Raw genomic sequence first — 24,432 nt, 5'->3', positions numbered from 1 at the left:
ATTAGATAAAAATATACAAAAACATGCCAACAATAAACACCAACGGAATCAACATCTACTTTGAAGAAAGAGGCTCAGGAGAACCTTTGCTCTTGATTATGGGAATCACTGCACCGGGATCAGTTTGGGAGAAGCATGTAGACCATTGGGCAAAATCCTTTCGCTGTATTTTGGTAGACAACAGGGGAGTTGGGAAATCCGATAAACCTGCTGGGCCCTATACTTCTCTTCAGATGGCACAGGATTGCATAGAGGTTTTGGATCACCTTGGTTTGGGGGTTGTAAAGGTGGTGGGCGTCTCAATGGGTAGTATCATCGCCCAACAGTTGGCAATTCATTTTTCAAGCAGGATTAAAGCGTTGGTGCTGATGTGTCCTTGGGCTCGATGTGACAATACGGCTAAAGCTATTTTTCAACACATGAAAGTATGCAAGGCTGAAACCTGAGGAATTCAGCCTTTACATTCAATTGTTGATTTTTTCCAAACGCTCTTGGGATAATAAGGATATTCATGCCGGTCTGCTAGAAGACCGTAAAAATGCAGCCTTGGATCCCAATCCCCAGCCATTGATCGGTCTGGAAGCTCAAGCAGAAGCTTGTATGGGACATTCTGTGCTTGAGGAGTTAAATGAAATTACTTGTCCGACTTTTGTTTTAGGTGGAGAGGAAGATGTCTTTACACCTCTGTGGATGACCAAGGAAGTTGCCGCAGCCATCACCAATTCCAAATTACATATCTACCCGGAAAGCGGTCATGCTTTTCATTGGGAAAACCTGGAGGATTTTAATGAGAGAGTGAGGGATTGGTTGGAAAGTCAGGGTTGATCATGTTTTGAATTTAAAGCCCATGCTTTTCTCCCATTTCCTTTATAAACTTATATCCATTTTCTGCCATCTCCCATGGTTCTGAAAACTGTCTCCAGACCCCTATAGAATTGGCGAAATCCGGATCGTTACGGGTAAAACCCTCAATGGTCAACCAGCCTTTGTACTTGATGGCAGCCAGAGCGGCAAAAGTTTCGTCCCAAGGAATATGCCCTGATCCGGGTGTCCCTCTATCATTTTCACTGATATGAAAGTGGGAAAGGTAGGGTGCTATCTTGCGTATGGCATCTCCCATTTTCTTTTCCTCCATATTCGCATGGTGGGTATCAAACATGGCCTTCACATTGGGATGATTAGTGTTTTTCAACAAATGGGAAAGTTGTTCCATGGTATTGCAAAGGTAGCATTCAAACCGGTTGAGGGCTTCTGGAGTCAATAAGATACCAGCCTCTTTAGCATAATCACCTGCTTGGTGGAGGATTTCTGCACTTCGGGCATATTCAATATCCTGTGGGGCAGCCTTTGAAAAAGTGGCAAATGCCGAATGAAAAGGACCACACAAAACCTGCGACCCAAGGTCGTGGGAACGGTCTATAATCCATTTGATTTTTTCTAGGCCTTTTTGGCGAATGTCAAGTTCGGGACTGACCAGGTTTTCCTCAGGGCTAAGCACGCATACAGTAGTGACTTCCAGTCCGATATTTTCGCAATGCTTTCCGATGCGCTTATAAGCTGCTACATCATCTGAGCCGACAAAAAATTCAGCCCCATCATAGCCGATCTTTTTCAGTCTGTCCAAGATTGGTTTGAGGTCCTCTGACATGCTTGCCGACCAAGCCAAGACATTGAATCCGATTTTGTTCATTGTTGTTTTTGGTTTGTTAATTTTTTATATATTCCGATACCCTTAGTTTTTGTCATCTGGAGTAATTAAAATTAGCCATTTACAGAAAGGGAATGACAGTTGGTGAACGTCATCCTGAACGTAGTGAAGGATCTCCTACTGTCAAAGGACGGAGACTCTTCGCTTCACTCAGTGTGACTTACCCTACAAACCCGTCATTGGTAGACACGAAGGATTTCAAGTGGAACCATTTATGGATAGATCTATCATTTCCTGCACCTTTAGAGATGCTTCTCCCAATGGCTATCGGGAGAAGCATGATGAGTATATTCTTCATTTCGAGTTCTTGCCATCCCGAGGCAAGAGGGATCTCTTGGGGTTCTATTTCTGTTAAAATCTATCATTTATTGGCTTTCCCCGAATCGGGATCAGCATGACGCAGTTCTCCTTTAAATCACTTAAAATCTTCCACTTTCATTCCTTCACGGAAAGTTCCGAAACCGAACATAGACGGTTCATATTTGCCTACTATCGATACATTCATATCCTCTGTAATTTTCTCTGGCATATCCAGTCCCCAGAAAACAGCATTTACGATAAGTTTTCTCAAATCAGCATTGATCAGGTCTACCGAAGCTCCCATTGTAGTGGTGAAAACTCTTCCCTTTTTACCGCCGTCAATCTGGTAATCTTTGGTCCAGGCCATAGGCATGATAGACTTCTCCCAGTTAATAGGAGATTCTGGTGTCATTCCCGAAGTAGGTACACCATAAATCAACACCTCTGCTTCTTTAGGAAGATTCTTTACCGTATAAACGTCAGAGGCTACCCAGATATCTTTAATTCCTCTCAGGATGGGATGCTTTTCTTGTTGGGAAAGTCCATCTATCAGCGCTCTGGCCCCTTCTGTACCATGGTCACCATGATGGGCGACCCATGTTTCTCCAAGAATTTTCTGTCCGAAACCACCTTCCCAACCTGCTTCTTTACCCATCCAATGATATTTTGCGTAAGGGCTGTTTTTGTTTTTTTCATAATGAAAGGCATGAGTAGCAGTTCGCAAACCTATAATGGGCTTTCCTGCCATAAGGTAATTGTGGAAAAATCGGGTTTGCTCATCTGGCAATTCTCTAAATCTGGTAAGCAAAATCATTAAATCAGCAGTTTCAAGATTTTCCAAACCAGGAATGTTATTCTGATAGGAGGGGATAATATGGCCTGTTTCAGGATCTATAGGAAATAGGACAGTGCAGGTAAATCCATAATGTTGGGAAAGTAGTTTGGCAAGCATGGGCATGCCTTCCTCTGAACGGTATTCATCATCACCGCTGATCAAGACAATATGTTTATCTTTTCCTGGACCTGATAAGCCTACAAATCGTAACCACGTCACTCCTTCCTGTGCAATGCAATTGAACCCAATCAAAGCAAAAAGGGATAAACTGAGTAAGGGTTTGACCAGGAGAAAAATGAGTTTCTGTAAATATTTTGGTTGATGGGTGGGAATGTCCTTCATATTTTAAAAAGGCTGTTGTAAATAATATTTTTCCAATTATTTTTAAAAGCTAGATAATAAAAATATTTTGTACCAATAATTTCCTTAAAAATTTCTAAAACCATTACTTTAATTTCAAACTGCCAAATTATTAATTCCTCAAAACGTAATTTAAGCTTAGACTTCTGATTTGTGGGCACCGACATCAAGTACAATCAAAGATACATTTGGTTAATTAGTTTGACCGCTGCCCTGGGTGGGTTTCTATTCGGGTATGATTGGGTAGTCATCGGAGGTGCTAAGCCTTTCTATGAGCCCTATTTTAACATCACGCTTCCTAGCCAACAGGGTTGGGGAACAAGTTCTGCCTTAATTGGCTGCATGATAGGTGCAACATTATGCATTTGGCTTAGCGACAAGTTAGGTAGGAAAAAACTTTTGATTTTTTCCGGTTTACTTTTTTCTATCTCTGCGCTTGGCACGGCATGGTCAGACAGTTTTTGGTGGTTTAATTTTCATAGGATAATGGGAGGTGTGGCAATGGGTATAGCACTCAACCTTTCCCCGCTTTACATAGCTGAGATTGCCCCTCCGGAAAAGAGAGGCATGCTGGTTACTTTCAACCAGTTGTTGGTGATGATTGGGGTTTTATTGGCCCAAGTGATCAACTGGCAGATTTCTTTGATTGATAAAGAGCTACCGGATAGTGCTACATTTGATCAGATAGCGTCAAGTTGGGCTGGCAATTATGCTTGGAGGTGGATGTTTGCAGCAGAGTTTATTCCAGCCTTCTTCTTTTTTGTCCTGATGTTTTTTGTACCTGAAAGTGCCAGGTGGTTGGTAAAGAACAAAGAAGTCCAAAAAGCCAAAAAAGTATTGACCAAGATAGGTGGAGAGTTTTATGCAGAATTATCAATTTCTGAAATAAATACCACCCTTTCAAAGGAAAAACTTTCACGGGTAAATTTTAAGGACTTGTTCCATAAAAACATCCTGAAAATCATCGGTATTGGCGTGTTTCTTTCCTTTCTACAACAATGGAGCGGGGTAAATGTGGTCATTTACTATGCGGCTGATATTTTTCAGGCTGCGGGTTATAGCCTTAAGCAAATGATGTTAAATATTGTGGTCGTAGGTTCTGTCATGGTGCTCTCAGTATTCATTACCATTTTTACCGTTGATAAATTTGGAAGAAAGAAGTTATTATTGATAGGGACATCTTCCATGGCTTTTTTGTACCTATTGATTGGGCTGACCTTTTATCATGAGATAGGGGGTTTTGTGGTGGTGTTTTTAGTATTGGCCAATGTGATGTTTTATTCTTTCACCCTGGCTCCTTTGCTTTGGGTGGTGCTGTCAGAAATTTTTCCGGCAAGAGTGAGAGGAGCGGCAATGTCTATTGCAGCTTTAGCACATTGGGTAGGTAATTTCACCTTGATCTTCAGTTTTCCAACCATCAAGGAAAGCTTGGGATGGGCCAATAATTTTTGGCTATATGGTTTAATTTGCTTGCTTGGGTTTGTTGTTTTGAAAATGGTCTTGCCAGAAACCAAAGGTAAAACGCTTGAAGCGATTGAAAAGCAGTTTATTCGTAAATGAAGATAAATCTGTGTTGGTTTTTACGGAGTGTTGCAGATTTAACAGGGATTTCTCTATTGTTTCATTTGCTGTTTACAGGATAACACAGGATACCTTTCCAAAAGGATTTTTTGTATTTTTCAACTCAATCCCAATTCAACCTATGGAAAAAGCCATTATGCAGGAGGTATCAAATACTTCCGGTGAATTTGAACGCCAACCTGTCCCTTCCAGTCATCATAAAAGCTGGAAAAGATTTCTTGGCATGTATGCGGGGGAGCATGCAGCGGGGACAGAGTTTGTAATTGGCCCCTTGTTTCTGACAGCGGGAGTTTCTGCTTTTGACCTGATTGTTGGATTGCTTTTGGGGAATTTTTTGGCTGTACTGACTTGGAGGTATGTGACCACGCCTATTGCAACAGCCGAGCGGTTGACGCTATATTATAAATTGGAAAAAATCGCAGGTAAGAAACTGGTGACAGGTTACAACCTGGCCAATGGACTGCTATTCTGTTTTTTGGCTGGAGCCATGATTACCGTATCTGCCACAGCGGTGGGGATTCCCTTTGATATGCCCATGCCCGCTTTGACCGATACGATTCCAACAAGTATGTCCTGGGTCCTGGTAGTGTTGGGAGTAGGTGCAGTAATCTCGGTAGTCGCCGCCAGAGGGTATGATACGGTGGCGAAATTTTCCAATTGGGCTGCTCCATTTATGATTGCGGTTTTTCTCATAGCGGGAATTGTAGCAGCCAGTCGGTTGGGAGTAGATTCTTGGAGTAGTCTTTGGGCTGTATGGGGGGAAGGTTCAGAGCCTTTTCCAGGGCAGATCAAATTCACTTTCTGGCATGTCCTTTTTTTTGCCTGGTTTTGTAATGCTGCCATGCATTTGGGGATGTCTGACCTTTCCGTTTTGCGTTATGCAGATAAAAATTCAGTAGGATGGACGACAGCAGCAGGTATGTATGTAGGTCATTTTATGGCTTGGATTTCGGCGTGTTTGATGTTTGCACTTTACTTAAAGAGCCCAGAGGCTGCGGCCATTATTGCAAGTGGAGGAGTTCCTCCAGTTGCCCCCGGTCCCTTGGCTTATGAAGTGGTAGGTGTGGCAGGTTTGCTCTGTGTTTTAGTGGCAGGATGGACTACAGCCAACCCAACCATTTACCGGGCTGGGTTGGCTTTTCAGGCCATTTTTCCTAAAAGCTCAACAGTCAAGGTAACTTTGGTTACTGGTGGGATTGCAACCATAGCAGGCTTATTTCCCGCCTTTGCCATGAAATTACTTGATTTTGTAGCAGTGTATGGTTTTATATTGGCACCGGTCGGTGCAGTGATTTTCTTTGAGCACTATTTGGCAGAAAAATTTGGGTTGAAAAAAAATTATGCAGCTTTATTTAAGGTTCAATTCAATTGGGCCGTATTGTTGGCTTGGTTGATTCCGATGGCAGTCTTCTTTGGATTGGCTTGGTACTATGGGGTGTTTTTGTCCTTTTTTACCCTTCCGGCATGGCTTGCCTGTGGTGTTTTATATTTATTGATCAGCAAAGTATTTCAGAAAAATTGAATTCGAATTACCTAATAGGGTTTCCGTCTCTAATTTGAAATACTAATACATATTCAAGTAAAAGTCTCAAATCTTCTTTTCTTCCAAAGAGAATCAAAGACGGGATATATCTTCCAATTGCTATCCAACCTGAAGCCCATGAAAATGAAATTTACCTTTATGACCCTCCAGTGGTTTTAGGGGCTTTGGGTATATTGTCACTAGCTGGTATAGTGAATCCCGAAATCATGAACCAAAACCTGAACAAAATCCCAAAAATTATGGAGTTGGGATACTACCTGAGGTTGGGATTAGCACATTATTTATTTTTGTACAAAATATTTTGCTTTCTTGTCATATATCCTCTGAATTTTGACACTAATGGGTGTATATGAAGCCAAACCAACTGGAAAACGTTATCAAAGAACTGCATGCAGAAGCCTATATCTGGGCCAGACAGTGCTGTAATTTTGATGCGTGCCTGGCGGAGGATATTCTCCAACAGGTCTACTTGAAGATTCTGGAAGGTAAAGCCAGATTTAATGGACAGTCCAGTACCAAGACATGGTTGTTTGCAGTGATTCGCTATACTGCAATCGAAAACTTCAAAAAAGAAAACCACTTATTTCCTTTGGAAGAAAGTATGGATTTGATAATTGAAGAGGAGCCGGAAGAAACAGTTGGTAGTCATGAAAAATTAATCCAAATGCTTCCTGAAAAACAGAGAGAGGTAATGCTATTGGTGTTTTACCATGGCTTGACATTGGAAAAATCTGCTGAAGTAATGGGGATTCACATCGGTACAGTGAGGACCCATTACGACAGGGCTAAGAAAAACCTTAAAACATTGATTCTAAATAAAAAAGCTCATGAACAAGCGGGATAATATAGAAGAAAAGGAGTTGGAGCTGTTTTTTTCAGAATGGAAAGAAAAAGACAAAAGGCTTGAAATCCCTGAGTTTAAATATAAAAGGAAAACCAATTCAAACATTTGGAAATGGCTACCTGTGGGCATTGCCGCTGCATTCTTGATGGGGTTTTGGCTGATGACTTCCAATGAAACTGAATATGCACTTGAAAGTGATATGGTCATCATCACCCTTGTGGAAGATGAAAATCAGGAACAGCGTTTTGTCATCGAAACCAAATCCAGCTTGGATGTTTGGGAAGCTCCCAGCAGTTCATTATTGACGGAATTTTAAACCAACTATTATATACCATGAAAAAATTGCTCTCAATTTGTCTCTTTCTGATCATTGCCCAAGGCAATGCCCAGGATTTGTTTCAGGAATCCCTTTACTCTGCGGATTTGGTGATGAAAAACAGAGATAAGATTTCTCTGACAGACCAACAGGCTGAAAAAATTAAAAATATCCATAGTCAAAATGCTGGAGATTTCAGTACACTCAAATGGGATCTGGAAAACGCCAATTCCAAACTGAAAACTATGCTGTCAGCCAAAAAAATAGAACAGGAAGCTGTTCAAAAACAAATGGATCTCGTGCTTTCTTTGGAAAACCAACTGAAAAAAAAGCAGCTTACTACTTTGGTGGCAATCAAAAATGAACTTACCGAAAGTCAGCAAATAGAATTAAATCAGGTGAAAGGTTCAGTGACTCGCTTAAGAGGTGTCACAGGCGTCCAAGGACTTAATGGTTATAGTTTTGGAGACGGAAAAAAAGGGGTTGTATCTGTGACTACTTCAGGTGTAGCGCAACCAATTTATATCATCAAGCAAGACGGGAAGAAGAAGAAGGTTTTTAGCGTCAGCGATATAGACCCCAATTCCATAGAAAGCATGCAGGTATTGAAAGGTTCTACTGCTGTTGATGAATATGGTGAAGAGGGTAAAAACGGCGTAATTATCATGACCCTGAAAAAAGGAACTGATTTTAACTTTGAAGAATAAGAAAATCCCGGTGATTGCCGGGCTTTTTTGAGTGTAGGTTGTGTTAAAACTTTAAGCGCTTGCAAACTGATTGCAACCAAAATTAGCACCAGTGATAAATTCTATATTTTTGGTGTTAGGATCCAAGGGTTTTCCATCATTCAAAACCGGAATGATATAATCAGGGTCCATTTTCGATTCGACGTGACTCAATTTATTGCACTCTCCGTAATTTTCTTTTTTGGCAACGATTGGCGCCTGAGGCTCCCAATAATTGCAATTCGAACATACTTGTTTCATGGTTGTTTACTTTTGGTTTTCCTATAGTTATACCCGTGTAGGATGATATTGTTACAGTAATATACTGATAAACAATAATTTAAAATTAAACTAAATTAAGTTTGTCGTTTTTGTTTAACCTTGACCTGGGATAAATATTATAATTGCAAAAACCACTTACTGAAACCTTCCCAAAAGGAAAACCTGTAAAAGGTAAAGACTGAAATATGGTAAAGCATTAAAATCCCGAGTACAATAAGAAAAGCATCTTTTCGACCCGTTTTTTTATAATCCCAAATCGCCAAGACTATCACCAATAGGTCTGCGAGTAGAAAACCATAAAAAGGAACAACAGGACCACCATCTATGGTAGGGGCGTAAGGAACCAAAGGTTTTAAGTAATTGAAAATAATCCGATCGGTAATGGGTGTGAACATGGGGAAAATGGTGCAGAACATATACCTACCATGTAGTTGGGGGCTTTTTCTATTCCAGATTCCCATAGTATAAATGGCTATAAGCGCTACAGTGGCATTAAACATCAAGGCCAATTGATATAGGCTGCGCATATCTGATGAATTCGTATCGGATAGGCTATGGTGAGTAATCAGAAATGTGGAAAGAATCATTATAGGGAAAACTATAAAAGAAGCCCTTCCCATGTATCGGTGAATTTGGTTTTTTTTGTATCGAATCAGCAGGGCTTGTGACACGAGCATCAAGCACCAAATACTCATGCTGATCCCATGAAAATGCTGAAAAAAGTCATGTCCTTTTTCCAATACAGAAAAATAGGAACGCCAAAATCCAAATAATGCGAAAGCTGAGAAAATAGCCAACCAAAATCCGCTTCTACGAAAGATAAATTTTTGCATTGCCTTCTCAAGTGATCCCCTAAAATAAGAAAAAGCCTCGCAATTCATATTTGCAAGGCTTTTTAAGCGTGTCTTCAATCCTAGAATTCACATATTATAGGTTTGATGCTACTGTCCAATATCCCTTTTTGGAGCGGTAACATTCTGGCAGATTGGTTTTCTTGCCTTGGGATGAAGAGTCCATTCTCGTATACAGCATTCATTCTTTCCCTTTGGTCAAAGGTGAAATGATCCACATCTATCACATAATCCATGAAATTGGTAGAAATGAAATTTTCCCCAAGACAACTTGTTCTGTTATTGTTGAAAACTTGAACGGGGCTGAGACCGCTCAAACTGTGAGGGTTGGTGTCATCTACAAAATCACCGGAATTGCAGTCGTTAAAAGTGTGATAAAGTCCAAGATAATGACCCATTTCGTGCCCAAGCACATACGGGTTTGGATTACTTTGTTCTATGGCAAATCGGTAATCCAACGAAATGGAATAAGGGTAGTTGATAGTAGGTTCAGCATCTGAATTGACTGCTAAGCCTGGGACTGCTGGCTGACTTAAAGTAGGCAAGTAGGCATAGCCAGCTGCAAAACCAATGTTTTCTATAAATACATTGATGTAGCGGTTAGGGTCCCACATTTCGTCAAACTTTGTCTGCAAGTACTCTGGGCTATCATCAGAAAAATCCGACGAAACCTCGATTCTATTATATCCTATCGTTGAAAGTGTATTGCCTTCCGGATCTCTGTCTGCAAGTCTAAACCTGAAATAACCATTCACTGCATTGACATTGCTTCGGAAGCTTGTTCTGGTTGCATTAGAAAAATTTGCATTCAGTTTATTGATTTCAGCATTCATCTGGGCTGCATTGATATTTGGGCCATTTGAGAATACATGAAAAATGATAGGCATTTCCTTTATAGGGTAAACGATATCTTCTCTGGACTCGATTTTTAGCGTATTGCTTTCTACACCGAATATTTTCGCAACCACGTCTAAGGATCCGGTTTCTCTAATCCTGATATTGTCCAATCTGTTTAATGACTGATTGCCCAATTGGATTTCCAGGTTTCTAAATATCTGATCCTCCAACCCGGTGATTTCACCCTCTGGACCAAAGACTTTCACTGTGAAATCCAGGGTGTTGTTTTCTGCTACTGCAAAGCTATTTCTGGTTTCATTGGAATAGTCCAGTCTTACTTCCTGAATATACTCCGGACCCACGACTTGGATTTCCACGCCATTGCTGAAAGTCCTCTCTCTGGTCGGGAATGCAGCCTTCAGCGTATAATTACCTGGACGGGAAAGATTCAAAGTCGGTGAGTCAATCAGAGAATCTGTCAAAAACAGCTCATAAGGTATGTTCTGATTGGCAAATAAAGGCCTGTTACTTTCATCAAAATAACGTACATCCAAGTTCAAGGACGTTTCTACGTTTTCAGAAAAGAAAATCTGCTGGGCAGTATTGACCTGAATTCTTGAGATTTGATTCAAGTAAAAAGAGTTGTCTTCTTCCCTCTCTGTCATGCAGGAAAAGCTGACGAACAAGGCAATAATCGGGGAAATTGCTTTTAGACGTTTCATTAATAGACCAGAATTAATTGTACTTGATTGATACTATTGGGTACTGCGGAGCTTTCCACAAAATCATTCAGGGATTGGTAATACCTGAATTCCACTAATCTTTTACCGATGTAAGCACCGATACCGTAATTGAATCCATACTGGAGACTACTCGTGTTGGGTTCAAAATTGCTGACAGTGTTGCCGTTGAAGGTGGTTTCCTGGGATGTGGTGAGGTAGTATTTCGCGAAACCACCAAATGACAATTGAGGCTTGATTTTTCCGCCGTAAGTGATTACCAATGGAATCACGTCCAAACCAAAAACTAAATTGTTGAAAGAAGTAACTGCATCAATATTGGGATTTATGGATTCGTTGACCACATTTTGTATTTCAAAATAAGGTTCAAGCCTTGCACGGTTGTATTCGGATATTTTCCAATCAAAGACAACACCTGCTCCAAAGCCTACCTTATTGTCAGAAGCTACCTGAGCGAAGGACAGGTCCCCATAATCAAAAAAGTTTAGAGATGGTGAAAGGCGAATACCAACCTTCATCTCCTTTTTGCTGGAGATGGTACTGTCATTTGGAGTGATTTCTTGGGCATGTACTCCTAAGAAAACCATCAGACAAAATAATGTAAATGTTAACTTTCTTTTCATTTAAGTAAAATTGAGATAAGAGCCCCTTGTGGGCATTTTTTTAAACAGTCAATCATCAAAAGAACAATATTTGTGTTTTTTGAGCGGAGAAATCTAAGGAGTTTTATGTTATTACTCAATTTAAAACTTGATTTTTATGAATAGGTTTTAATAAATTCTCCATAAAGTATTACAAATCAATAATTTTTGCTTTTTGAAGGTGTTGACTTATTTTTCTTTTTGGCTAAAATCATATTAACTTGAATGTTCTCAAAATAACCTACGAACATGAAGACCCTGTTAGTTTTTACCCTCTTGATTTTGTCAGGAGGATTGTTGGCGCAAACACCTTTGCAATTTGAAGAGCCTGTCAAGCAGCGGGTTTTTGTCCTGACTGACATTACCAATGAGCCAGATGACCAACAGTCCCTTGTCCGTTTTTTGGTGTATGCCAATGAATATGATATTGAAGGGATCGTGGCCACGACTTCCACCCATTTAAGGAATAAGACGCGAAAAGATAAAATAGAAGCCCTCGTTGCCAGCTATGGTCAAGTCAAACACAAGCTTGATCTTCATGCAAAAGACTATCCGGATGTTGAACAACTGATGAACGTCGTGTCTGAGCATTTGCCTTTATTTAGTATGGATGGAGTAGGGGAAGGTAAGGATTCTCCAGGTTCAGAAATGTTGATCAAGGCGGTAGATAAAGCGGATGAGAGACCTCTTTGGATATCTGTCTGGGGAGGAGCCAACTGTCTGGCACAAGCCCTATGGAAGGTGCAAGATACCCGTTCAGAAGATGAGGTGAAGAAATTTGTAGACAAGTTGCGGGTATATGCCATATCAGATCAGGATTTTTCAGGACAATGGATCCGTCACAATTTCCCGGGAATATTCTACATTGTCGATGCCAGTGCAGGAGACAGTTGGAAGGAGTATTACAAGGCTACTTGGACAGGGATAGCTGGCGATAAATGGTACAAAAACGGGCCAATGCTGCATTATGATTTGGTAGATAATCCTTGGCTGATGAAAAATATAAGGGATGATCACGGGCCTTTGGGAGAGCATTACCTCCCTGTGGAATATATCATGGAAGGGGATACTCCCTCTTTTCTAGGATTGATTCAAAATGGCTTGGCTTGGTACAAAACCCCCGCATGGGGTGGCTGGGCTGGAAGGTATTCACTATTGAAGTCCTATGGTGAAGTAGCTGAAATCTGGACATCCACGATAGATACCCAAGATGAAGTCATCTTACCTGACGGGAAAAAGGAGACCTCTAATCAAGCTACGATTTGGAGATGGCGAAAAGCCTTTCAACATGATTTTGCGGCTAGAATGGACTGGAATATTACGGATACTTACAGGGAAGCCAATCACAATCCGGTACTTGTTTTGAATGGAAATGAAGGAAAAGCTCTGGGCACCGGTGCCGCAGAGGCAGGGGACACAGTTCGTATATCTGCAAAAGGTTCACATGATCCTGATGGAGACCAATTGCGCTATAAGTGGTGGGTATATCGTGAAGCGGGTGGTTTTTCAGGGCAACTTGATTTTCACAATCCTTACGGAGAAGAGTTGATTTTTGAGATGCCTCAACTCAATTCCGGTCAGGAGTTGCATATCATTTTGGAAGTGGAGGACAATGGAGTTCCAAGTTTGACAAGTTATAGAAGAGTAGTGTTGAGGAATAATTGAGACTAATATTTAAAAAATCTATCCAAACCGGACTATCCACCAAGACTTTAAACACGGACATTATTTTCTACTCTTAATAGGTCCAAGTCAAGCTCCAAATCTATACTGCCCTTGAAGGTCTGCAATCTTTATTCTCCCAAATAGTTTCATATTGATGTTTTCAAAATTCAATTATATATATATCCGCTTTCATACCAGTAAAATCTAAATAATAGAATTAACCTGTGATTTCGAACCAATATCTATAAATATCCAATATCTATTAGTATCCGTTTGCCAATAAATCCTCGTTTAATTGATTAGTGGCATGATTGCGGACAATCATATTCAATTATATTCCAAGATGAATCATTCTCTTTTATTAGTTCTGCTTTGTTTACTTTCTTTAAACACCTTTTGTCAAACCTCATATCTACTTTACGAAACCCAGTCCATTCCTAATTCTATAGATGGGACAGATGAGGAAAAATCAGAAATAGGTGAAGACGGCGTTTTAAGAATCAGCAAAGTTTCCACTCCTACTCTGACCGCATATCTGCCATCGAAGGAAAAAGCTACAGGACAAGCAGTGATCATTTGTCCCGGAGGAGGATATTGGATTTTGGCAGCAGGACATGAGGGAACAGATGTAGCGGAAGCATTCGTGGAAAAAGGGATAGCCGCTTTTGTTCTCAAGTACCGTTTGCCAAGTGATGAAATTATGAAGGACAAAACCATAGGTCCTCTTCAAGATGCCCAAAGAGCCATTCAAATGGTTCGGGAAAATGCTAATGAATGGCATGTAAAATCAGATCAGATAGGTATTCTAGGTTTCTCTGCAGGAGGTCATTTGGCTTCTACTGCTGGTGTCAGATATGGAGATGAAATTATTCCAAATCCCGAAAAGATTAGTCTTAGGCCTGATTTTATGATCTTGGTCTATCCTGTGATCAGTTTTGATCCGGAAGTAGGACACAGTGGTTCGGTTAAAAACCTGTTGGGAGAAAATCCGCCAAACGAACTTTTGGATAAATTCTCCAATGAAAAACAGGTAACAAGCGATACTCCACCTACTTATTTGATCCATGCTAAAGATGATGGCGTAAGCATTCAAAATTCTTATGTTTTTGAAAAAGCTTTGAATCAGCATAGTGTGAGCGTTCAGACACTCTATTACGAATCAGGTGGACATGGCTTTGGATTGCACAATGCAGCTTCAGAAATCAAATGGATGGATAAAGTTGTCGAATGGTTACAGAAATAGTCGGGATAACCCAACTACTTTGTTTTAAATCGGTTTAAAAGACAAGTGGCCTACAGTTGGAGGCAGATACTTAGGTCGGATTATACATTTCAACATTATTAAATTTCATCACAACATTTATTTATGAGTAGATTTCTTGCTGGCTTCTTAGTTGCTGCTTTAGTTTTGGTTGGAGTTTGGGTACTTTTCAGTCAAAAAGAAAGTAAAGAAGAGCTTGATGAAAGCTCAGCTTTGATCCAACAGCAAATTGAGCAAGTCGGGAAATTGATTGTGACGGAAGGAAATTTTTCACAGGTTTTTACTTTTAAAAACTCTCAAAACCTTTTCCTCAATATCCTTAAGTCTGACAAAAAAGCGCTTGTTGTGGCCAATGCAAAAGTCACTGTTGAATATGATCTCAGGCAGTTGGAAACTGAATTGGACATAGAAAATAAAACAGTAATCCTAAAGCGAATCCCTGAACCAGTAGTCAATATTTATCCTGATATTCAGTATTATGACGTTACTCAAGAATATTTCAACCAGTTTGGTGCTGCTGATTATAACAAAATCAAATCGACGGTAAACCAGCGTATCCGTCAAAAAGTTGATCAATCCAATATGATGGAAAATAGCCAAGAACGCTTAATGGCAGAACTTGCGAATATTTTCATTTTGACCAAATCCCTTGGTTGGACGCTTCAGTACAATGAGCTTGTTATTGAAAATGAAGAAGAACTTAAGCTTTTGAAAAAGTGAGAAGGATTGCTCAATTGATATAATTTTAGGTAAAGCATGGATTTTTAATCAACAGAGTGCTTTTTATAAAAAAAAACCACTCTCTTTCGAAAGTGGTTTTATTCTAAAAAATAAGGGAAATCTTTTAAGCGGCATGCTCAATATATCCTTCTTCCTTACTCATAATCTGTGCAACATTGGTCAATAGAATACCATAAATTACTTTAGAACTGACATCTGCAATGGTATAAGTAATCTGCCTTGCCACTACACCGATTTCACTGAAGAATAAACCTTCGATTCCAGCGAGGTGAGGCATCAAATATGCACCTGGATAAAGCATCCAACTCACCAAAAACAACACCCAAATAGACTGTAGCGTCTGTTGGGCTTTCAATGGGATACCTTCTTTTCCTTCGTCTATCACCTTTTTCATCAACCAAAGGATGTGAAAGAAGAATATAGTAGAAATAGCACCCCACACCGCAAACATGGTAAGATCAGTAACTTCGTAAAATTGCCCGATGTAACCTGTCACAATCATTCCTGTGCCAGAAAACCAAAATTGATTTCTAATACTTCCAAAATTGGATTTGGTTAAAGTGACTACAAATAAGATTTGGAATAGCAACATTGGAACATCAATCAACCAGTTGAGGTATCTGTATCCATTGTTGAATAGATCATTCCCCTCACCTAGGAAGTATTTGCCTTTTTCGGTATCAAAAACAAAGCTATCCGTCCAATTATTCGCTTGCACATATAAAAGCAAAAATGCGGAGACCATTACCACCACTGAAAGTACTGATGAAGTCCGGTATTTGGGAGCTACAGTTTTGATGGTCAACACAAAATAAAATAGCCCGGCAAGCATTACTGCATATCCGAGCGTCAACACGTGAGCTACCATTTGGTAAGCCATTTCGTTAAATCCATCTTGAAAACCGATGTAGTTTTCAAAGGTGGCATTTCCTAAATTTTCCATGGGTTTAGTTTGTTGGTACTTATGATCAACACATTGTACGAAACTTTGTTTGGCTTAAAATGTAAAAGATTTCTGTTTTATTTTGACTTATAGATAAATATCGGATAGAATAAAAATTTTATAGAAGTGTTAATAGAGTATTTTTGGTTATAAAAATATAATGAACTGCATAATTTTGAGTATGTATCTAAAATCGAAAAGCTGTTGTAGAAGATCAATTTTACGAAGAAGTATTATATTGAGGGTCTGTTTATCATCCTAATATTTGATTTCATCCACAACCCTAAACCAATCCTTGCCATGAAGAATATTCAATTCAGTTTTTTGATCATCGCTATTTTACTGTTTGCCTGCGGAAATCAAGAACAAGAAGTTTCAAAAAGCCAAATAGAAAAACCCAGAACCATTGTTACTACAGATGGTGAAGTAGATGATGTTGATTCTTTTATCAGGTTTTTGTTTTACACCAATGAGTTTGATGTTGAAGGACTTATCTACAGTAGCTCTCAGTGGCATTATAAAGGCGATGGTCAGGGCACAACCTTTACCTCAGAGATGTCATCTACTGCTGAGCGGTATGGAGAAAGAACAGAGTTGCGGTGGCCGGGAACAACATGGATGCAGGATTTGATCGGAAAATATGGGGAAGTATATGAAAATCTAAAACAACATGCTGACGGATACCCTTCACCCACTGCGCTTATGGACTTGATAAAGGTCGGAAATATAGACTTTGAAGGAGAAATGGCCAAGGATACAGAAGGGTCTGATTGGATCAAAAAAGTGCTTTTGGATGATGATGACAGACAAGTGTATATTCAAATTTGGGGTGGAACCAATACCGCAGCTAGGGCGCTGAAATCCATAGAAGAGGAATTTAAGGGTGAAGAAAATTGGGATGAAGTGTATCAAAAGGTATCAAACAAGGCCGTTTTGTATACCGTTTTGGATCAAGATGCCACTTATGAAAAGTACATTGCACCCAATTGGCCTGAGGTAAAAGTGATTTACAATTCAGACCAATTTTGGTGTTTTGCCTATCCTTGGGTCACAAGAGTTCCTGAAGAACTGAGACAATATCTTTCGGGAGATTTTTTCAAAGAGCATATCCTTTTTGACAGAGGACCTTTGGCAGGAGCGTATTATACATGGGGTGATGGACGTCAAATTGAGAATGACGATGAACATGATCATGGAGATCTTGAAGTCATGGAAAAGTTTGGCAGAAAGCAATATGATTTTATTTCTGAGGGTGATTCCCCGGCTTTTTTCTACCTCTTGGATGTGGGCTTGCGCAGTCATGAAAATCCAGCCTATGGAGGGTGGGGTGGTAGGTTTGTCCAATCCAAGTCGAACCCCAATCGCTGGGAAGATGGCAAGCATGTGACGGATTTTAACCCTTATTCAGAAGAATCAGATGCTACCTATCCACAAACCCGATGGATCAAAGAAATTCAGCATGACTTTGCAGCGAGAGCGGCTTGGTCAGTGAAGAGTTATGATGAAGCAAACCATGCCCCAGAAGTATGGTTGGACCATGACCATAATGTCAAAGCCCAGGTAGGCGAGACAGTTGAGCTGTCAGGAGGAGCAAAAGATCCCGATGGTGATGAATTGGAATATGTATGGTGGCATTATTTGGAGGCAGGAAGTATGAATGGAGTGATCCAGATTCAGGACCAAAATACATCCAAAGCCTCATTTGTAGTCCCTGACGAAGCCAGTCCGGGAGAAACTATCCACGTGATTTTCCAGGTTTCCGATAATGGTTACCCCGTCCTTACTAGGTATCAAAGGGTAATTGTGGAGGTTTTGGATTGATGGTTGAAATTTAATTTTAGATTTTAGATTTAATATTTTAGAATTGGGATCGATGTCTATGTTATCTCAGCCCTTCCGCAGGCGTTTTATTTGATACAATGAATTATCATTATATTTGAGGGCTAAAACCCAAATATTCTAAATCTATGCGAAAATCAATTTTAACCTTGGCAGCAGCAGGTAGTATCCTCTTTTCATGCAGCCAATCAGATGAAGAATCCACTTCTATGAACCCTTTCTTCGAACCTTACAACACCCCATTTGAAGTACCTCCTTTTGACAAAATCAAAAACGAGCATTTTGCACCAGCCTTAAGAGAGGGCATCAAGCAGCAACAGGCTGAAATAGATGCCATCGTCCAAAATTCCGATGAGCCGACTTTTGAAAACACCATTGAAGTAATGGAAAGGTCTGGGGACTTGTTGGCACGAACCAGCACCGTTTTCTACAACCTCAATTCGGCAAATACCAATGATGAAATACAGGCTATAGCCAGAGAAATGGCGCCTGAACTCTCAAAGCACAGTGATAACATCAATTTAAATGAAAAACTCTTCGAACGAGTAAAAGCAATTTGGGATCAAAAAGATGGTCTTGGACTCAATGAAGAGCAGCACAAACTATTGGAAAAAAGGTACAAGGCTTTTGTCCGAAATGGTGCAAACTTGAGTGAGACTGATAAAGAAAAGCTAAGAGAAATCAATGGTAAACTTTCTACTTTAGGACTTCAGTTTGGTCAAAATTTATTGGCTGAAACAAATAATTTCCAACTGGTAATTGACAACGAATCTGATTTGTCTGGATTGCCTTCCTCTTTGAGATCAACAGCTGCGGAAGATGCAAAAGCTGCCGATATGGAAGGGAAATGGCTTTTCACACTCCAGAATCCAAGCGTAATGCCTTTTCTGCAATATGCAGACAATAGGGAATTGAGAAAGAAAATTTGGGAAGCATATAAAAATAGGGCTGACCAAGGAAATGAGTACGACAACAAAAAAATCCTGATTGATATCGCAAATCTCAGAAGAGAAAAGGCCAATTTGTTAGGCTTTGATACCCATGCTGATTATGTCTTGGAAGAGACAATGGCTAAAAATGCCGAAAATGTCTACAACCTTCTCAACCAACTATGGGCACCGGCTTTAGCTAAGGCCAAAGCTGAGGGTGCTGAAATGCAAGCCATGATCAATGCTTCCGGCGAAAGTTTTGACTTGGAACCATGGGATTGGAGATACTATGAGGAAAAGCTGAAAATGCAGAAATTTGAATTGGATGAACAGGAGGTAAAACCTTATTTTTCTCTTGGCAAAGTGCAAGAAGGTGTCTTTATGGTAGTAAACAAACTTTGGGGACTTACTTTCCAGCCGATTGAAAATATCCCTGTCTATCACCCAGATGCCAAAGCCTATGAAGTAAAAGAAGCTGATGGTACCCACTTGGGTGTCTTGTATATGGATTTTCACCCAAGAGCTTCTAAAAGGGGAGGTGCTTGGATGACATCATACAGAGGACAGGAAATGGAAGGAGGAGAAAGAAAAGCACCGGTTATTTCCATTGTTTGTAATTTTTCAAGACCAGCGGGAGATGCTCCTGCTTTGTTGACATTTGACGAAGTGACTACCTTTTTCCATGAGTTTGGACATGCTTTACACGGTTTGATGTCTAATGTGCAGTACAGAAGTCTAGCTGGTACTTCTGTACCTAGAGATTTTGTGGAATTGCCTTCTCAGATCATGGAAAACTGGGCTACTGAGCCATCTGTATTGAAAGAGTATGCCTTCCATTATGAAACAGGAGAAGTGATCCCTGATGCATTGATCGAAAAACTTCAAAAGTCGGGTACTTTTGGGCAAGGTTTCGGAACAACAGAATATTTGGCGGCTTCTCTATTGGATATGGATTACCATACTCAAAAAGAAGCTATTTCTAAGGGGGCGGATGAGTTTGAAGAAGCTTCTATGGATAAGATTGGCTTGATTGATGAAATAATCCCAAGATATAGAAGTCCTTATTTTCAGCATATTTTTGCGGGTGGATATTCGGCAGGATACTACAGTTACATCTGGTCAGGAGTATTGGATACAGACGCTTTCCAAGCTTTCAAAGAAACAGAGTTGTTTAATCAAGACAAAGCACAGGCATTCAGAAAAGAAATTCTGGAAAGAGGAGGGACCGACGATCCGATGAAGATGTATGTCAACTTCCGAGGTGCTGAACCGAAAATTGATGCCTTGCTGAAAAAACGTGGATTGGATGAAGTCAAAGTCGACAGGTCCAAGTAAACAAGGTTTACTTATGCATAAAAAACCCGTGGCGATTAGCTACGGGTTTTTATTTTTGACTTGTGTAAGATTTTTTTGTTTTTGGACATATTCACTTGGCGATATTCCCATTTCTTTTTTGAATGTTTTGAAGAACGTAATTCTAGATGAAAAACCAGACTCACGGGCAATTTTTTCTAAGGTCAGTTCCTTTGGGTTTTCCGAAATCCGCCTTAAAGCTTCTTTTAACCTATGTTTCTGAATCAAAGCAGGGAACCCCGTACTGAAATGCCTATTGATCAGATTAGATACTTTTCTTTGAGGCAATTGCAGATATTTGGCAAATTCATATAAGTTAAGGTCAACCTGCTTATAAATTTTATCTTCTTCTATAGCTCTATAGATTTTATCTAAAACTTGGATTTCCATATTACCAGATCAAAACCTCATCTTTTGATGTCCTTACATTTTTCCTGAAAATTGGGAAAACGGCCAAGAATTCGTGGGTGGTATTTGGAAGGAGATAGGCCCCGACGCTTGGCATTTCGTACACGTATCCAATCCGGACTGCCGGCAGAATCAGGCCAAATTGAAAGTTGTTGGCATAATCAACCCTGTGTCCGGCTCCGACCCAGATTTTGTCCATCAAAATGGCCTTTAGGTTGAATTCAATATTATCGGGCAAGTCACTTTGCGAGCGGAACATAAAGTTGGATGCAATTCCGAAATTATCCGTCACCATGCTTCTGTAGCCGGCCTGCACGACTGATACAGGAGCTTTTCTGTCCATAAATACATCTCCTGAATTGAGAGCTCCCTGGTTGACATTGTGCATGGCATAAGAAACATAGTACTTGGGGTGTGTCAATGCCATGCCGATATTGAAATCAAGAACCTGCATGTTGGCAAAGCCATGGATATACTGTGAAATGGTGGGGTCATTTGACTGCTCTGTGGTCATGTTGCTGCCGTCAAGTCGGACAGTGTTGTAATTGACACCTGCTCCCAATCGGATATGTGTTTTTTCGCCAATCTGAATTCTGGAGGCATAGCTCAGCATCAGTTCGGTATCCACAAAAGCCCCATACCTGTCATGCATCAGGTTGAAACCCACTGCGTTTTTTCCCGCTGACATAGGGTCAGGTGCGGAGTTGAAGTCTGCCAGGTCAAATTCGGCAGAGGCAAAGTAGGTTTTTGGAGCCCCCTCAAAACCTGCCCATTGGTCTCTGACGAAACCCCTGAAACTGGAGCCTTCATATCCTGTCAAGGCAGGGTTGTAGTAGTTTTGCAGAAGACTGAACTGGCTGACATATTTTCTGGTCTGGGCAGTCACCCCAAAATTGAGGAGTACTGAAAGAGCAAGAAAAAGGATTGTTTTGGTAAAATTTGCCATGTTGGTATATGTTGAAATTTTAATTCAAGTTGGATTTTATGAAAAGAGGGAGTGGATTCCTCCCCCTCTGTAATTGGCTTACTATTTTCTTAGAAGGTTCAGAAGTCCTCTTCTTGTTTCCCCTGTTTCCTGGATTTCAAGTACCCAATAATATGTGCCTACAGGCAACTCTTTGCCGTTATAAGTTCCATCCCACCTTAGGTCAGGATCATTTGTGACAAAGACCTGGAAACCGCTTCTTTCAAATACCCTGATCGTAACACCATGATAGAACCTCAAGTCCGGGATTCCCCAATCATCATTGACTCCGTCACCGTTTGGTGTAAAGCTGTTAAACACTTCGATATCTGATATTGACTTTCTTAGCCTTTTGACTTCAAATACTTTATCGGAGATGTTGCCGTCTCTATCAGCAACAGATACTGTCACAAGGAATATGTCACGTCCTTCGACTTGTTCGGCACTGCTCCAAAAGAGCATTCTGTCTATGATTTCGAAGTATTTATTGTCACCCTCAGCTCCTTTGAGAGAAATTTCATGGATATCATCGAAAGCATCGACCACGCTTATCCCGCCGACATAGATGAAGAATTCTGTTGCGGAACCTTCGAAGGTGTTGTTGCTGAGTATGACATCTGAAGGTGCCGGCTTAGGCATTACCTTGACGATAAGTGAACCCTTGTGGCTTTCTTCGTTGAGTATTCCGTCAGGCAGGACAACTGTCCCGTTGATTTCATATTCGCCTCGGGCAAGGATATTCAGGTTTGTCAAATCCCAGATGACTTCAAGTTCCAGAAACCTTCCGTCTTCAGTCATTACAGTGATTGTTTTAGGCAATTCTGGATCAATGTTCCAAGCAGTCTCCACATCAGCCGGACTGATGACAGCTTCAATCTTCGCAGGGATGATTTCAAATTCATTTCCCTGGAATTCGACTATGTAATTGTCATTAGCCTTCACCGTTCCCGAGTTGATGGCATACTTTCCGACAGCTTCTCCTTTTTCTCTTTCCAGTGCTCCTGCAATCAATTCCAATCCATCACTCAGTTTAAATCCGCTTGCTTGGAATACCAATGTAGGGTCTTCAGTTCCAAAGATTTTGGACTGGTCTGAGTTGGCAACTATGGTGAGTGTGGCAGGATTGACCTCCATGATTCCGTTCTCAAAAGAGATATCGTAGTTGGTGTCGGAAGCACCTGTGACAAGTATAGGATATGATCCTACAGCGGAATCTTCAGAGGCAATTGTCGTGATGTTAGGTGCTTGGGAAGATACTAGATCTCCATTTACCAAGCCTGTGTAGACAAATGTCAATTCAGGATTCGGATCACCGTAGACTTTGGCTTTGTTTTCAGCCCTGACAATCAATTGAGCCGGAATGATTTCCAGATTCCCGTTTTCGAAGCTGATGGTATAATTTGAATCCGTAGCACCTGACACATTTATGTCATAGTTCCCAACTGCGGAGTTTGCAGCGGCATCCGTGCTGATAGAAGCAGTGATAGTTGTTTCAGTATCACCGTTCACAAGTCCGATAAAGCTGAATGTGAGGGGAGGGTTTTCTTCCCCATACACTTTTTGCTTGTTGTCGGCTTTGATGGTCAGATCCGCAGGAGTGATTTCCAAAGTGCCATTCTCGAAAGCTATGTCATAATTGTTATCGGCTGCTCCCGAGATTTGAATTGCATAAGTACCTATATCAGAACCTGAATCTGCTTCTGTAGTGAGGGTAGGAGAGGTGCTCACCGAATTGTCTCCGTTTACCAACCCTGAATATGTAAAGGTCAAAGTTGGATTTACTTCTCCATAGACTTTGGATTTGTTGTCTGCAGAAATTGTAATGGCTTTCTGATTTACTTCAAGACTGCCTTTGATATATTCCAAAGTATAATTATAAAGTCCTGAGCCTTCTGCATCGTATAACTCTATTTCATAAACACCTGCTCCGGCTGTTGCTGCTGCCCCTGTTGAAGTGAGGCTTGCTGAGGTAACAACATCTTTATTGACCAGACCACTTACGGTGAATTCAGTTCCGTTGAATGAATAACTGTCTCCGTAAATTTTCGAACCGTTGTTGGCAGTGATGACAAGCGTCTTTTTGCCAACATTCAGTTGTCCATCTTTATAGGTGATGTTATAATTGGAAATTCCGGTACCCTCGGCATTTGAGCCGACAATTGGATAGGTTCCAATTGGGGCGGTGGCTACCGCACCTGCTGAACTCAAGGTGAGGTTGCTTACCTCATCTTTAAACTCAAGCCCTTCAACAGTGAATTCGGTTCCTACGAAATTGATGGTTTCACCGTAGGTTTTCGTAATGTCCGCAGCTGTTATAGCCAATTCCTTTTGGGTGATGACAAAATCATCACCTGTGAATTCGATGCTGTAGTTGTCACCAGCTGAAAGTGTTCCCTGATTGATGGCATAAACACCAACATCTTCTCCGGCTGCCCTGGTCAAGGTTCCCGAAATGATAGATTCATCATCTTCGTTTACAAAACCAGTTGCCTTGAAAGTCAATGCAGGATCGTTGGCACCGTAGACTTTGCTCTGATCTGGATTGGCCATCACGGTCAAAGTTTTGGTAGTGATATTGAAATCAGCCCCTGTGAATTCGATGCTGTAGTTGTCACCAGCTGAAAGTGTTCCCTGATTGATGGCATAAGCGCCAACATCTTCTCCGGCTGCTCTGGTCAAGGTTCCCGAAATGATAGATTCATCATCTTCGTTTACAAAACCAGTTGCCTTGAAAGTCAATGCAGGATCGTTGGCACCATAGACTTT

General features: G+C 40.7%; 23 protein-coding genes. 12 read left to right on the top strand and 11 right to left on the bottom strand.

The genetic code is table 11. The features are described 5' to 3' along the window. The first annotated feature begins 23 nt into the window (after positions 1 to 23). Both CLW00_RS21665 and CLW00_RS21660 read left to right on the top strand, forming a co-directional pair. The gene (locus tag CLW00_RS21665) at positions 24 to 446 is read left to right on the top strand and encodes an alpha/beta fold hydrolase (protein ID WP_245917253.1); all 423 of its coding nucleotides are present in this window, start codon (positions 24 to 26) and stop codon (positions 444 to 446) included. Positions 447 to 471: 25 nt separating this feature from the next. Continuing rightward, positions 472 to 825, top strand: coding sequence for an alpha/beta fold hydrolase (locus CLW00_RS21660; protein ID WP_245917251.1), 354 nt, complete (start codon positions 472 to 474; stop codon positions 823 to 825). A gap of 13 nt (positions 826 to 838) precedes the next feature. Here CLW00_RS21660 and CLW00_RS11735 read toward each other — a convergent pair whose 3' ends face one another. From CLW00_RS11735 to CLW00_RS11725, 3 genes are all read right to left on the bottom strand, one after another. After that, the gene (locus CLW00_RS11735; protein WP_106133873.1) at positions 839 to 1,690 is read right to left on the bottom strand and encodes a sugar phosphate isomerase/epimerase family protein; all 852 of its coding nucleotides are present in this window, start codon (positions 1,688 to 1,690) and stop codon (positions 839 to 841) included. A 178-nt stretch (positions 1,691 to 1,868) separates the two neighbouring features. After that, positions 1,869 to 2,006 (bottom strand): hypothetical protein, encoded by a 138-nt coding sequence (locus tag CLW00_RS21530; protein WP_211300191.1) that lies wholly within the window; start codon positions 2,004 to 2,006, stop codon positions 1,869 to 1,871. Positions 2,007 to 2,123: 117 nt separating this feature from the next. Then, positions 2,124 to 3,185: a ThuA domain-containing protein gene (locus CLW00_RS11725; protein WP_106133871.1), complete on the bottom strand. Its 1,062-nt coding sequence runs from the start codon at positions 3,183 to 3,185 to the stop codon at positions 2,124 to 2,126. Positions 3,186 to 3,356: 171 nt separating this feature from the next. On the opposite strand from CLW00_RS11725, the gene CLW00_RS11715 reads away from it, so the two are divergent. The 5 genes from CLW00_RS11715 (at position 3,357) to CLW00_RS11690 (ending at position 8,194) form a co-directional block, all read left to right on the top strand. Further along, positions 3,357 to 4,763, top strand: coding sequence for a sugar porter family MFS transporter (locus tag CLW00_RS11715; RefSeq protein WP_106133869.1), 1,407 nt, complete (start codon positions 3,357 to 3,359; stop codon positions 4,761 to 4,763). 142 nt (positions 4,764 to 4,905) lie between these two features. Then, positions 4,906 to 6,306, top strand: a complete 1,401-nt coding sequence (locus tag CLW00_RS11710) for a purine-cytosine permease family protein (protein ID WP_106133965.1) — start codon at positions 4,906 to 4,908, stop codon at positions 6,304 to 6,306. A 370-nt stretch (positions 6,307 to 6,676) separates the two neighbouring features. Next, positions 6,677 to 7,171, top strand: a complete 495-nt coding sequence (locus CLW00_RS11700) for an RNA polymerase sigma factor (protein ID WP_106133867.1) — start codon at positions 6,677 to 6,679, stop codon at positions 7,169 to 7,171. Beyond that, entirely contained in the window at positions 7,155 to 7,487 is a 333-nt protein-coding gene (locus CLW00_RS11695; protein ID WP_106133866.1) for a hypothetical protein, read from the top strand. The genes CLW00_RS11700 and CLW00_RS11695 overlap by 17 nt, the downstream gene beginning before the upstream one ends. A gap of 17 nt (positions 7,488 to 7,504) precedes the next feature. Beyond that, positions 7,505 to 8,194, top strand: coding sequence for a Spy/CpxP family protein refolding chaperone (locus tag CLW00_RS11690; RefSeq protein ID WP_106133865.1), 690 nt, complete (start codon positions 7,505 to 7,507; stop codon positions 8,192 to 8,194). Positions 8,195 to 8,245: 51 nt separating this feature from the next. Here CLW00_RS11690 and CLW00_RS21270 read toward each other — a convergent pair whose 3' ends face one another. From CLW00_RS21270 to CLW00_RS11675, 4 genes are all read right to left on the bottom strand, one after another. Then, positions 8,246 to 8,473 (bottom strand): hypothetical protein, encoded by a 228-nt coding sequence (locus CLW00_RS21270; protein WP_146131415.1) that lies wholly within the window; start codon positions 8,471 to 8,473, stop codon positions 8,246 to 8,248. 137 nt (positions 8,474 to 8,610) lie between these two features. Continuing rightward, positions 8,611 to 9,327, bottom strand: coding sequence for a hypothetical protein (locus CLW00_RS11685; protein WP_146131414.1), 717 nt, complete (start codon positions 9,325 to 9,327; stop codon positions 8,611 to 8,613). An 80-nt stretch (positions 9,328 to 9,407) separates the two neighbouring features. Beyond that, positions 9,408 to 10,904, bottom strand: a complete 1,497-nt coding sequence (locus tag CLW00_RS11680; RefSeq protein WP_106133863.1) for a M43 family zinc metalloprotease — start codon at positions 10,902 to 10,904, stop codon at positions 9,408 to 9,410. Beyond that, on the bottom strand, positions 10,904 to 11,545 hold the full coding sequence (locus tag CLW00_RS11675; RefSeq protein WP_146131413.1) for a PorT family protein: 642 nt from the start codon (positions 11,543 to 11,545) through the stop codon (positions 10,904 to 10,906). Before CLW00_RS11675 ends, CLW00_RS11680 begins: the two co-directional genes overlap by 1 nt. A 267-nt stretch (positions 11,546 to 11,812) precedes the next feature. Here CLW00_RS11675 and CLW00_RS11670 point away from each other — a divergent pair, with 267 nt between their 5' ends. The 3 genes from CLW00_RS11670 (at position 11,813) to CLW00_RS11660 (ending at position 15,209) form a co-directional block, all read left to right on the top strand. Next, the gene (locus tag CLW00_RS11670) at positions 11,813 to 13,228 is read left to right on the top strand and encodes a DUF1593 domain-containing protein (RefSeq protein WP_106133861.1); all 1,416 of its coding nucleotides are present in this window, start codon (positions 11,813 to 11,815) and stop codon (positions 13,226 to 13,228) included. A 343-nt stretch (positions 13,229 to 13,571) separates the two neighbouring features. Next, positions 13,572 to 14,471: an alpha/beta hydrolase gene (locus tag CLW00_RS11665; protein ID WP_106133964.1), complete on the top strand. Its 900-nt coding sequence runs from the start codon at positions 13,572 to 13,574 to the stop codon at positions 14,469 to 14,471. 123 nt (positions 14,472 to 14,594) lie between these two features. Beyond that, positions 14,595 to 15,209, top strand: a complete 615-nt coding sequence (locus CLW00_RS11660) for a DUF4230 domain-containing protein (RefSeq protein WP_106133860.1) — start codon at positions 14,595 to 14,597, stop codon at positions 15,207 to 15,209. A 124-nt stretch (positions 15,210 to 15,333) separates the two neighbouring features. Here CLW00_RS11660 and CLW00_RS11655 read toward each other — a convergent pair whose 3' ends face one another. After that, positions 15,334 to 16,173 carry a bacteriorhodopsin gene (locus tag CLW00_RS11655; protein ID WP_106133859.1) on the bottom strand — a complete coding sequence of 280 codons (840 nt, stop codon included), beginning with the start codon at positions 16,171 to 16,173 and terminating at the stop codon, positions 15,334 to 15,336. Between the two features lie 300 nt (positions 16,174 to 16,473). On the opposite strand from CLW00_RS11655, the gene CLW00_RS11650 reads away from it, so the two are divergent. Further along, positions 16,474 to 17,994: a DUF1593 domain-containing protein gene (locus tag CLW00_RS11650; protein ID WP_106133858.1), complete on the top strand. Its 1,521-nt coding sequence runs from the start codon at positions 16,474 to 16,476 to the stop codon at positions 17,992 to 17,994. 146 nt (positions 17,995 to 18,140) lie between these two features. Then, the gene (locus tag CLW00_RS11645; RefSeq protein ID WP_106133857.1) at positions 18,141 to 20,276 is read left to right on the top strand and encodes a M3 family metallopeptidase; all 2,136 of its coding nucleotides are present in this window, start codon (positions 18,141 to 18,143) and stop codon (positions 20,274 to 20,276) included. Positions 20,277 to 20,315: 39 nt separating this feature from the next. Here the strand turns inward: CLW00_RS11645 and CLW00_RS11640 are convergent, their stop codons facing one another. The 3 genes from CLW00_RS11640 to CLW00_RS11630 form a co-directional block, all read right to left on the bottom strand. Then, a complete protein-coding gene (locus CLW00_RS11640) occupies positions 20,316 to 20,684 on the bottom strand; it encodes a helix-turn-helix domain-containing protein (protein ID WP_106133856.1) in 369 nt (122 codons plus the stop codon). A 1-nt stretch (position 20,685) separates the two neighbouring features. After that, positions 20,686 to 21,648 (bottom strand): PorP/SprF family type IX secretion system membrane protein, encoded by a 963-nt coding sequence (locus CLW00_RS11635; RefSeq protein ID WP_106133855.1) that lies wholly within the window; start codon positions 21,646 to 21,648, stop codon positions 20,686 to 20,688. Positions 21,649 to 21,729: 81 nt separating this feature from the next. Next, positions 21,730 to 24,432: MBG domain-containing protein (locus tag CLW00_RS11630; RefSeq protein ID WP_146131412.1), on the bottom strand; the 2,703-nt coding region annotated here is incomplete at its 5' end.

Origin of the sequence: Mongoliibacter ruber, from assembly GCF_003003005.1 — a bacterium.
In the GTDB taxonomy this organism is placed as follows: domain Bacteria; phylum Bacteroidota; class Bacteroidia; order Cytophagales; family Cyclobacteriaceae; genus Mongoliibacter; species Mongoliibacter ruber.
The sequence above is the reverse complement of the archived record's forward strand: the minus strand, read 5'-3'. Positions and strand labels throughout refer to the sequence as shown.

Bases quoted from the DNA above. Each gene is read 5' to 3' on its own strand.
- CLW00_RS11640 (WP_106133856.1), bottom strand. From the start codon at position 20,684: ATGGAAATCCAAGTTTTAGATAAAATCTATAGAGCTATAGAAGAAGAT.
- CLW00_RS11680 (WP_106133863.1), bottom strand. From the start codon at position 10,904: ATGAAACGTCTAAAAGCAATTTCCCCGATTATTGCCTTGTTCGTCAGC.
- CLW00_RS11665 (WP_106133964.1), top strand. From the start codon at position 13,572: ATGAATCATTCTCTTTTATTAGTTCTGCTTTGTTTACTTTCTTTAAAC.
- CLW00_RS11685 (WP_146131414.1), bottom strand. From the start codon at position 9,327: ATGCAAAAATTTATCTTTCGTAGAAGCGGATTTTGGTTGGCTATTTTC.
- CLW00_RS11725 (WP_106133871.1), bottom strand. From the start codon at position 3,185: ATGAAGGACATTCCCACCCATCAACCAAAATATTTACAGAAACTCATT.
- CLW00_RS11710 (WP_106133965.1), top strand. From the start codon at position 4,906: ATGGAAAAAGCCATTATGCAGGAGGTATCAAATACTTCCGGTGAATTT.
- CLW00_RS11660 (WP_106133860.1), top strand. From the start codon at position 14,595: ATGAGTAGATTTCTTGCTGGCTTCTTAGTTGCTGCTTTAGTTTTGGTT.
- CLW00_RS11675 (WP_146131413.1), bottom strand. From the start codon at position 11,545: ATGAAAAGAAAGTTAACATTTACATTATTTTGTCTGATGGTTTTCTTA.
- CLW00_RS21530 (WP_211300191.1), bottom strand. From the start codon at position 2,006: ATGAAGAATATACTCATCATGCTTCTCCCGATAGCCATTGGGAGAAGC.
- CLW00_RS11655 (WP_106133859.1), bottom strand. From the start codon at position 16,173: ATGGAAAATTTAGGAAATGCCACCTTTGAAAACTACATCGGTTTTCAA.
- CLW00_RS11670 (WP_106133861.1), top strand. From the start codon at position 11,813: ATGAAGACCCTGTTAGTTTTTACCCTCTTGATTTTGTCAGGAGGATTG.
- CLW00_RS11635 (WP_106133855.1), bottom strand. From the start codon at position 21,648: ATGGCAAATTTTACCAAAACAATCCTTTTTCTTGCTCTTTCAGTACTC.
- CLW00_RS11695 (WP_106133866.1), top strand. From the start codon at position 7,155: ATGAACAAGCGGGATAATATAGAAGAAAAGGAGTTGGAGCTGTTTTTT.
- CLW00_RS11700 (WP_106133867.1), top strand. From the start codon at position 6,677: ATGAAGCCAAACCAACTGGAAAACGTTATCAAAGAACTGCATGCAGAA.
- CLW00_RS11645 (WP_106133857.1), top strand. From the start codon at position 18,141: ATGCGAAAATCAATTTTAACCTTGGCAGCAGCAGGTAGTATCCTCTTT.
- CLW00_RS11650 (WP_106133858.1), top strand. From the start codon at position 16,474: ATGAAGAATATTCAATTCAGTTTTTTGATCATCGCTATTTTACTGTTT.
- CLW00_RS21665 (WP_245917253.1), top strand. From the start codon at position 24: ATGCCAACAATAAACACCAACGGAATCAACATCTACTTTGAAGAAAGA.
- CLW00_RS11735 (WP_106133873.1), bottom strand. From the start codon at position 1,690: ATGAACAAAATCGGATTCAATGTCTTGGCTTGGTCGGCAAGCATGTCA.
- CLW00_RS21270 (WP_146131415.1), bottom strand. From the start codon at position 8,473: ATGAAACAAGTATGTTCGAATTGCAATTATTGGGAGCCTCAGGCGCCA.
- CLW00_RS11690 (WP_106133865.1), top strand. From the start codon at position 7,505: ATGAAAAAATTGCTCTCAATTTGTCTCTTTCTGATCATTGCCCAAGGC.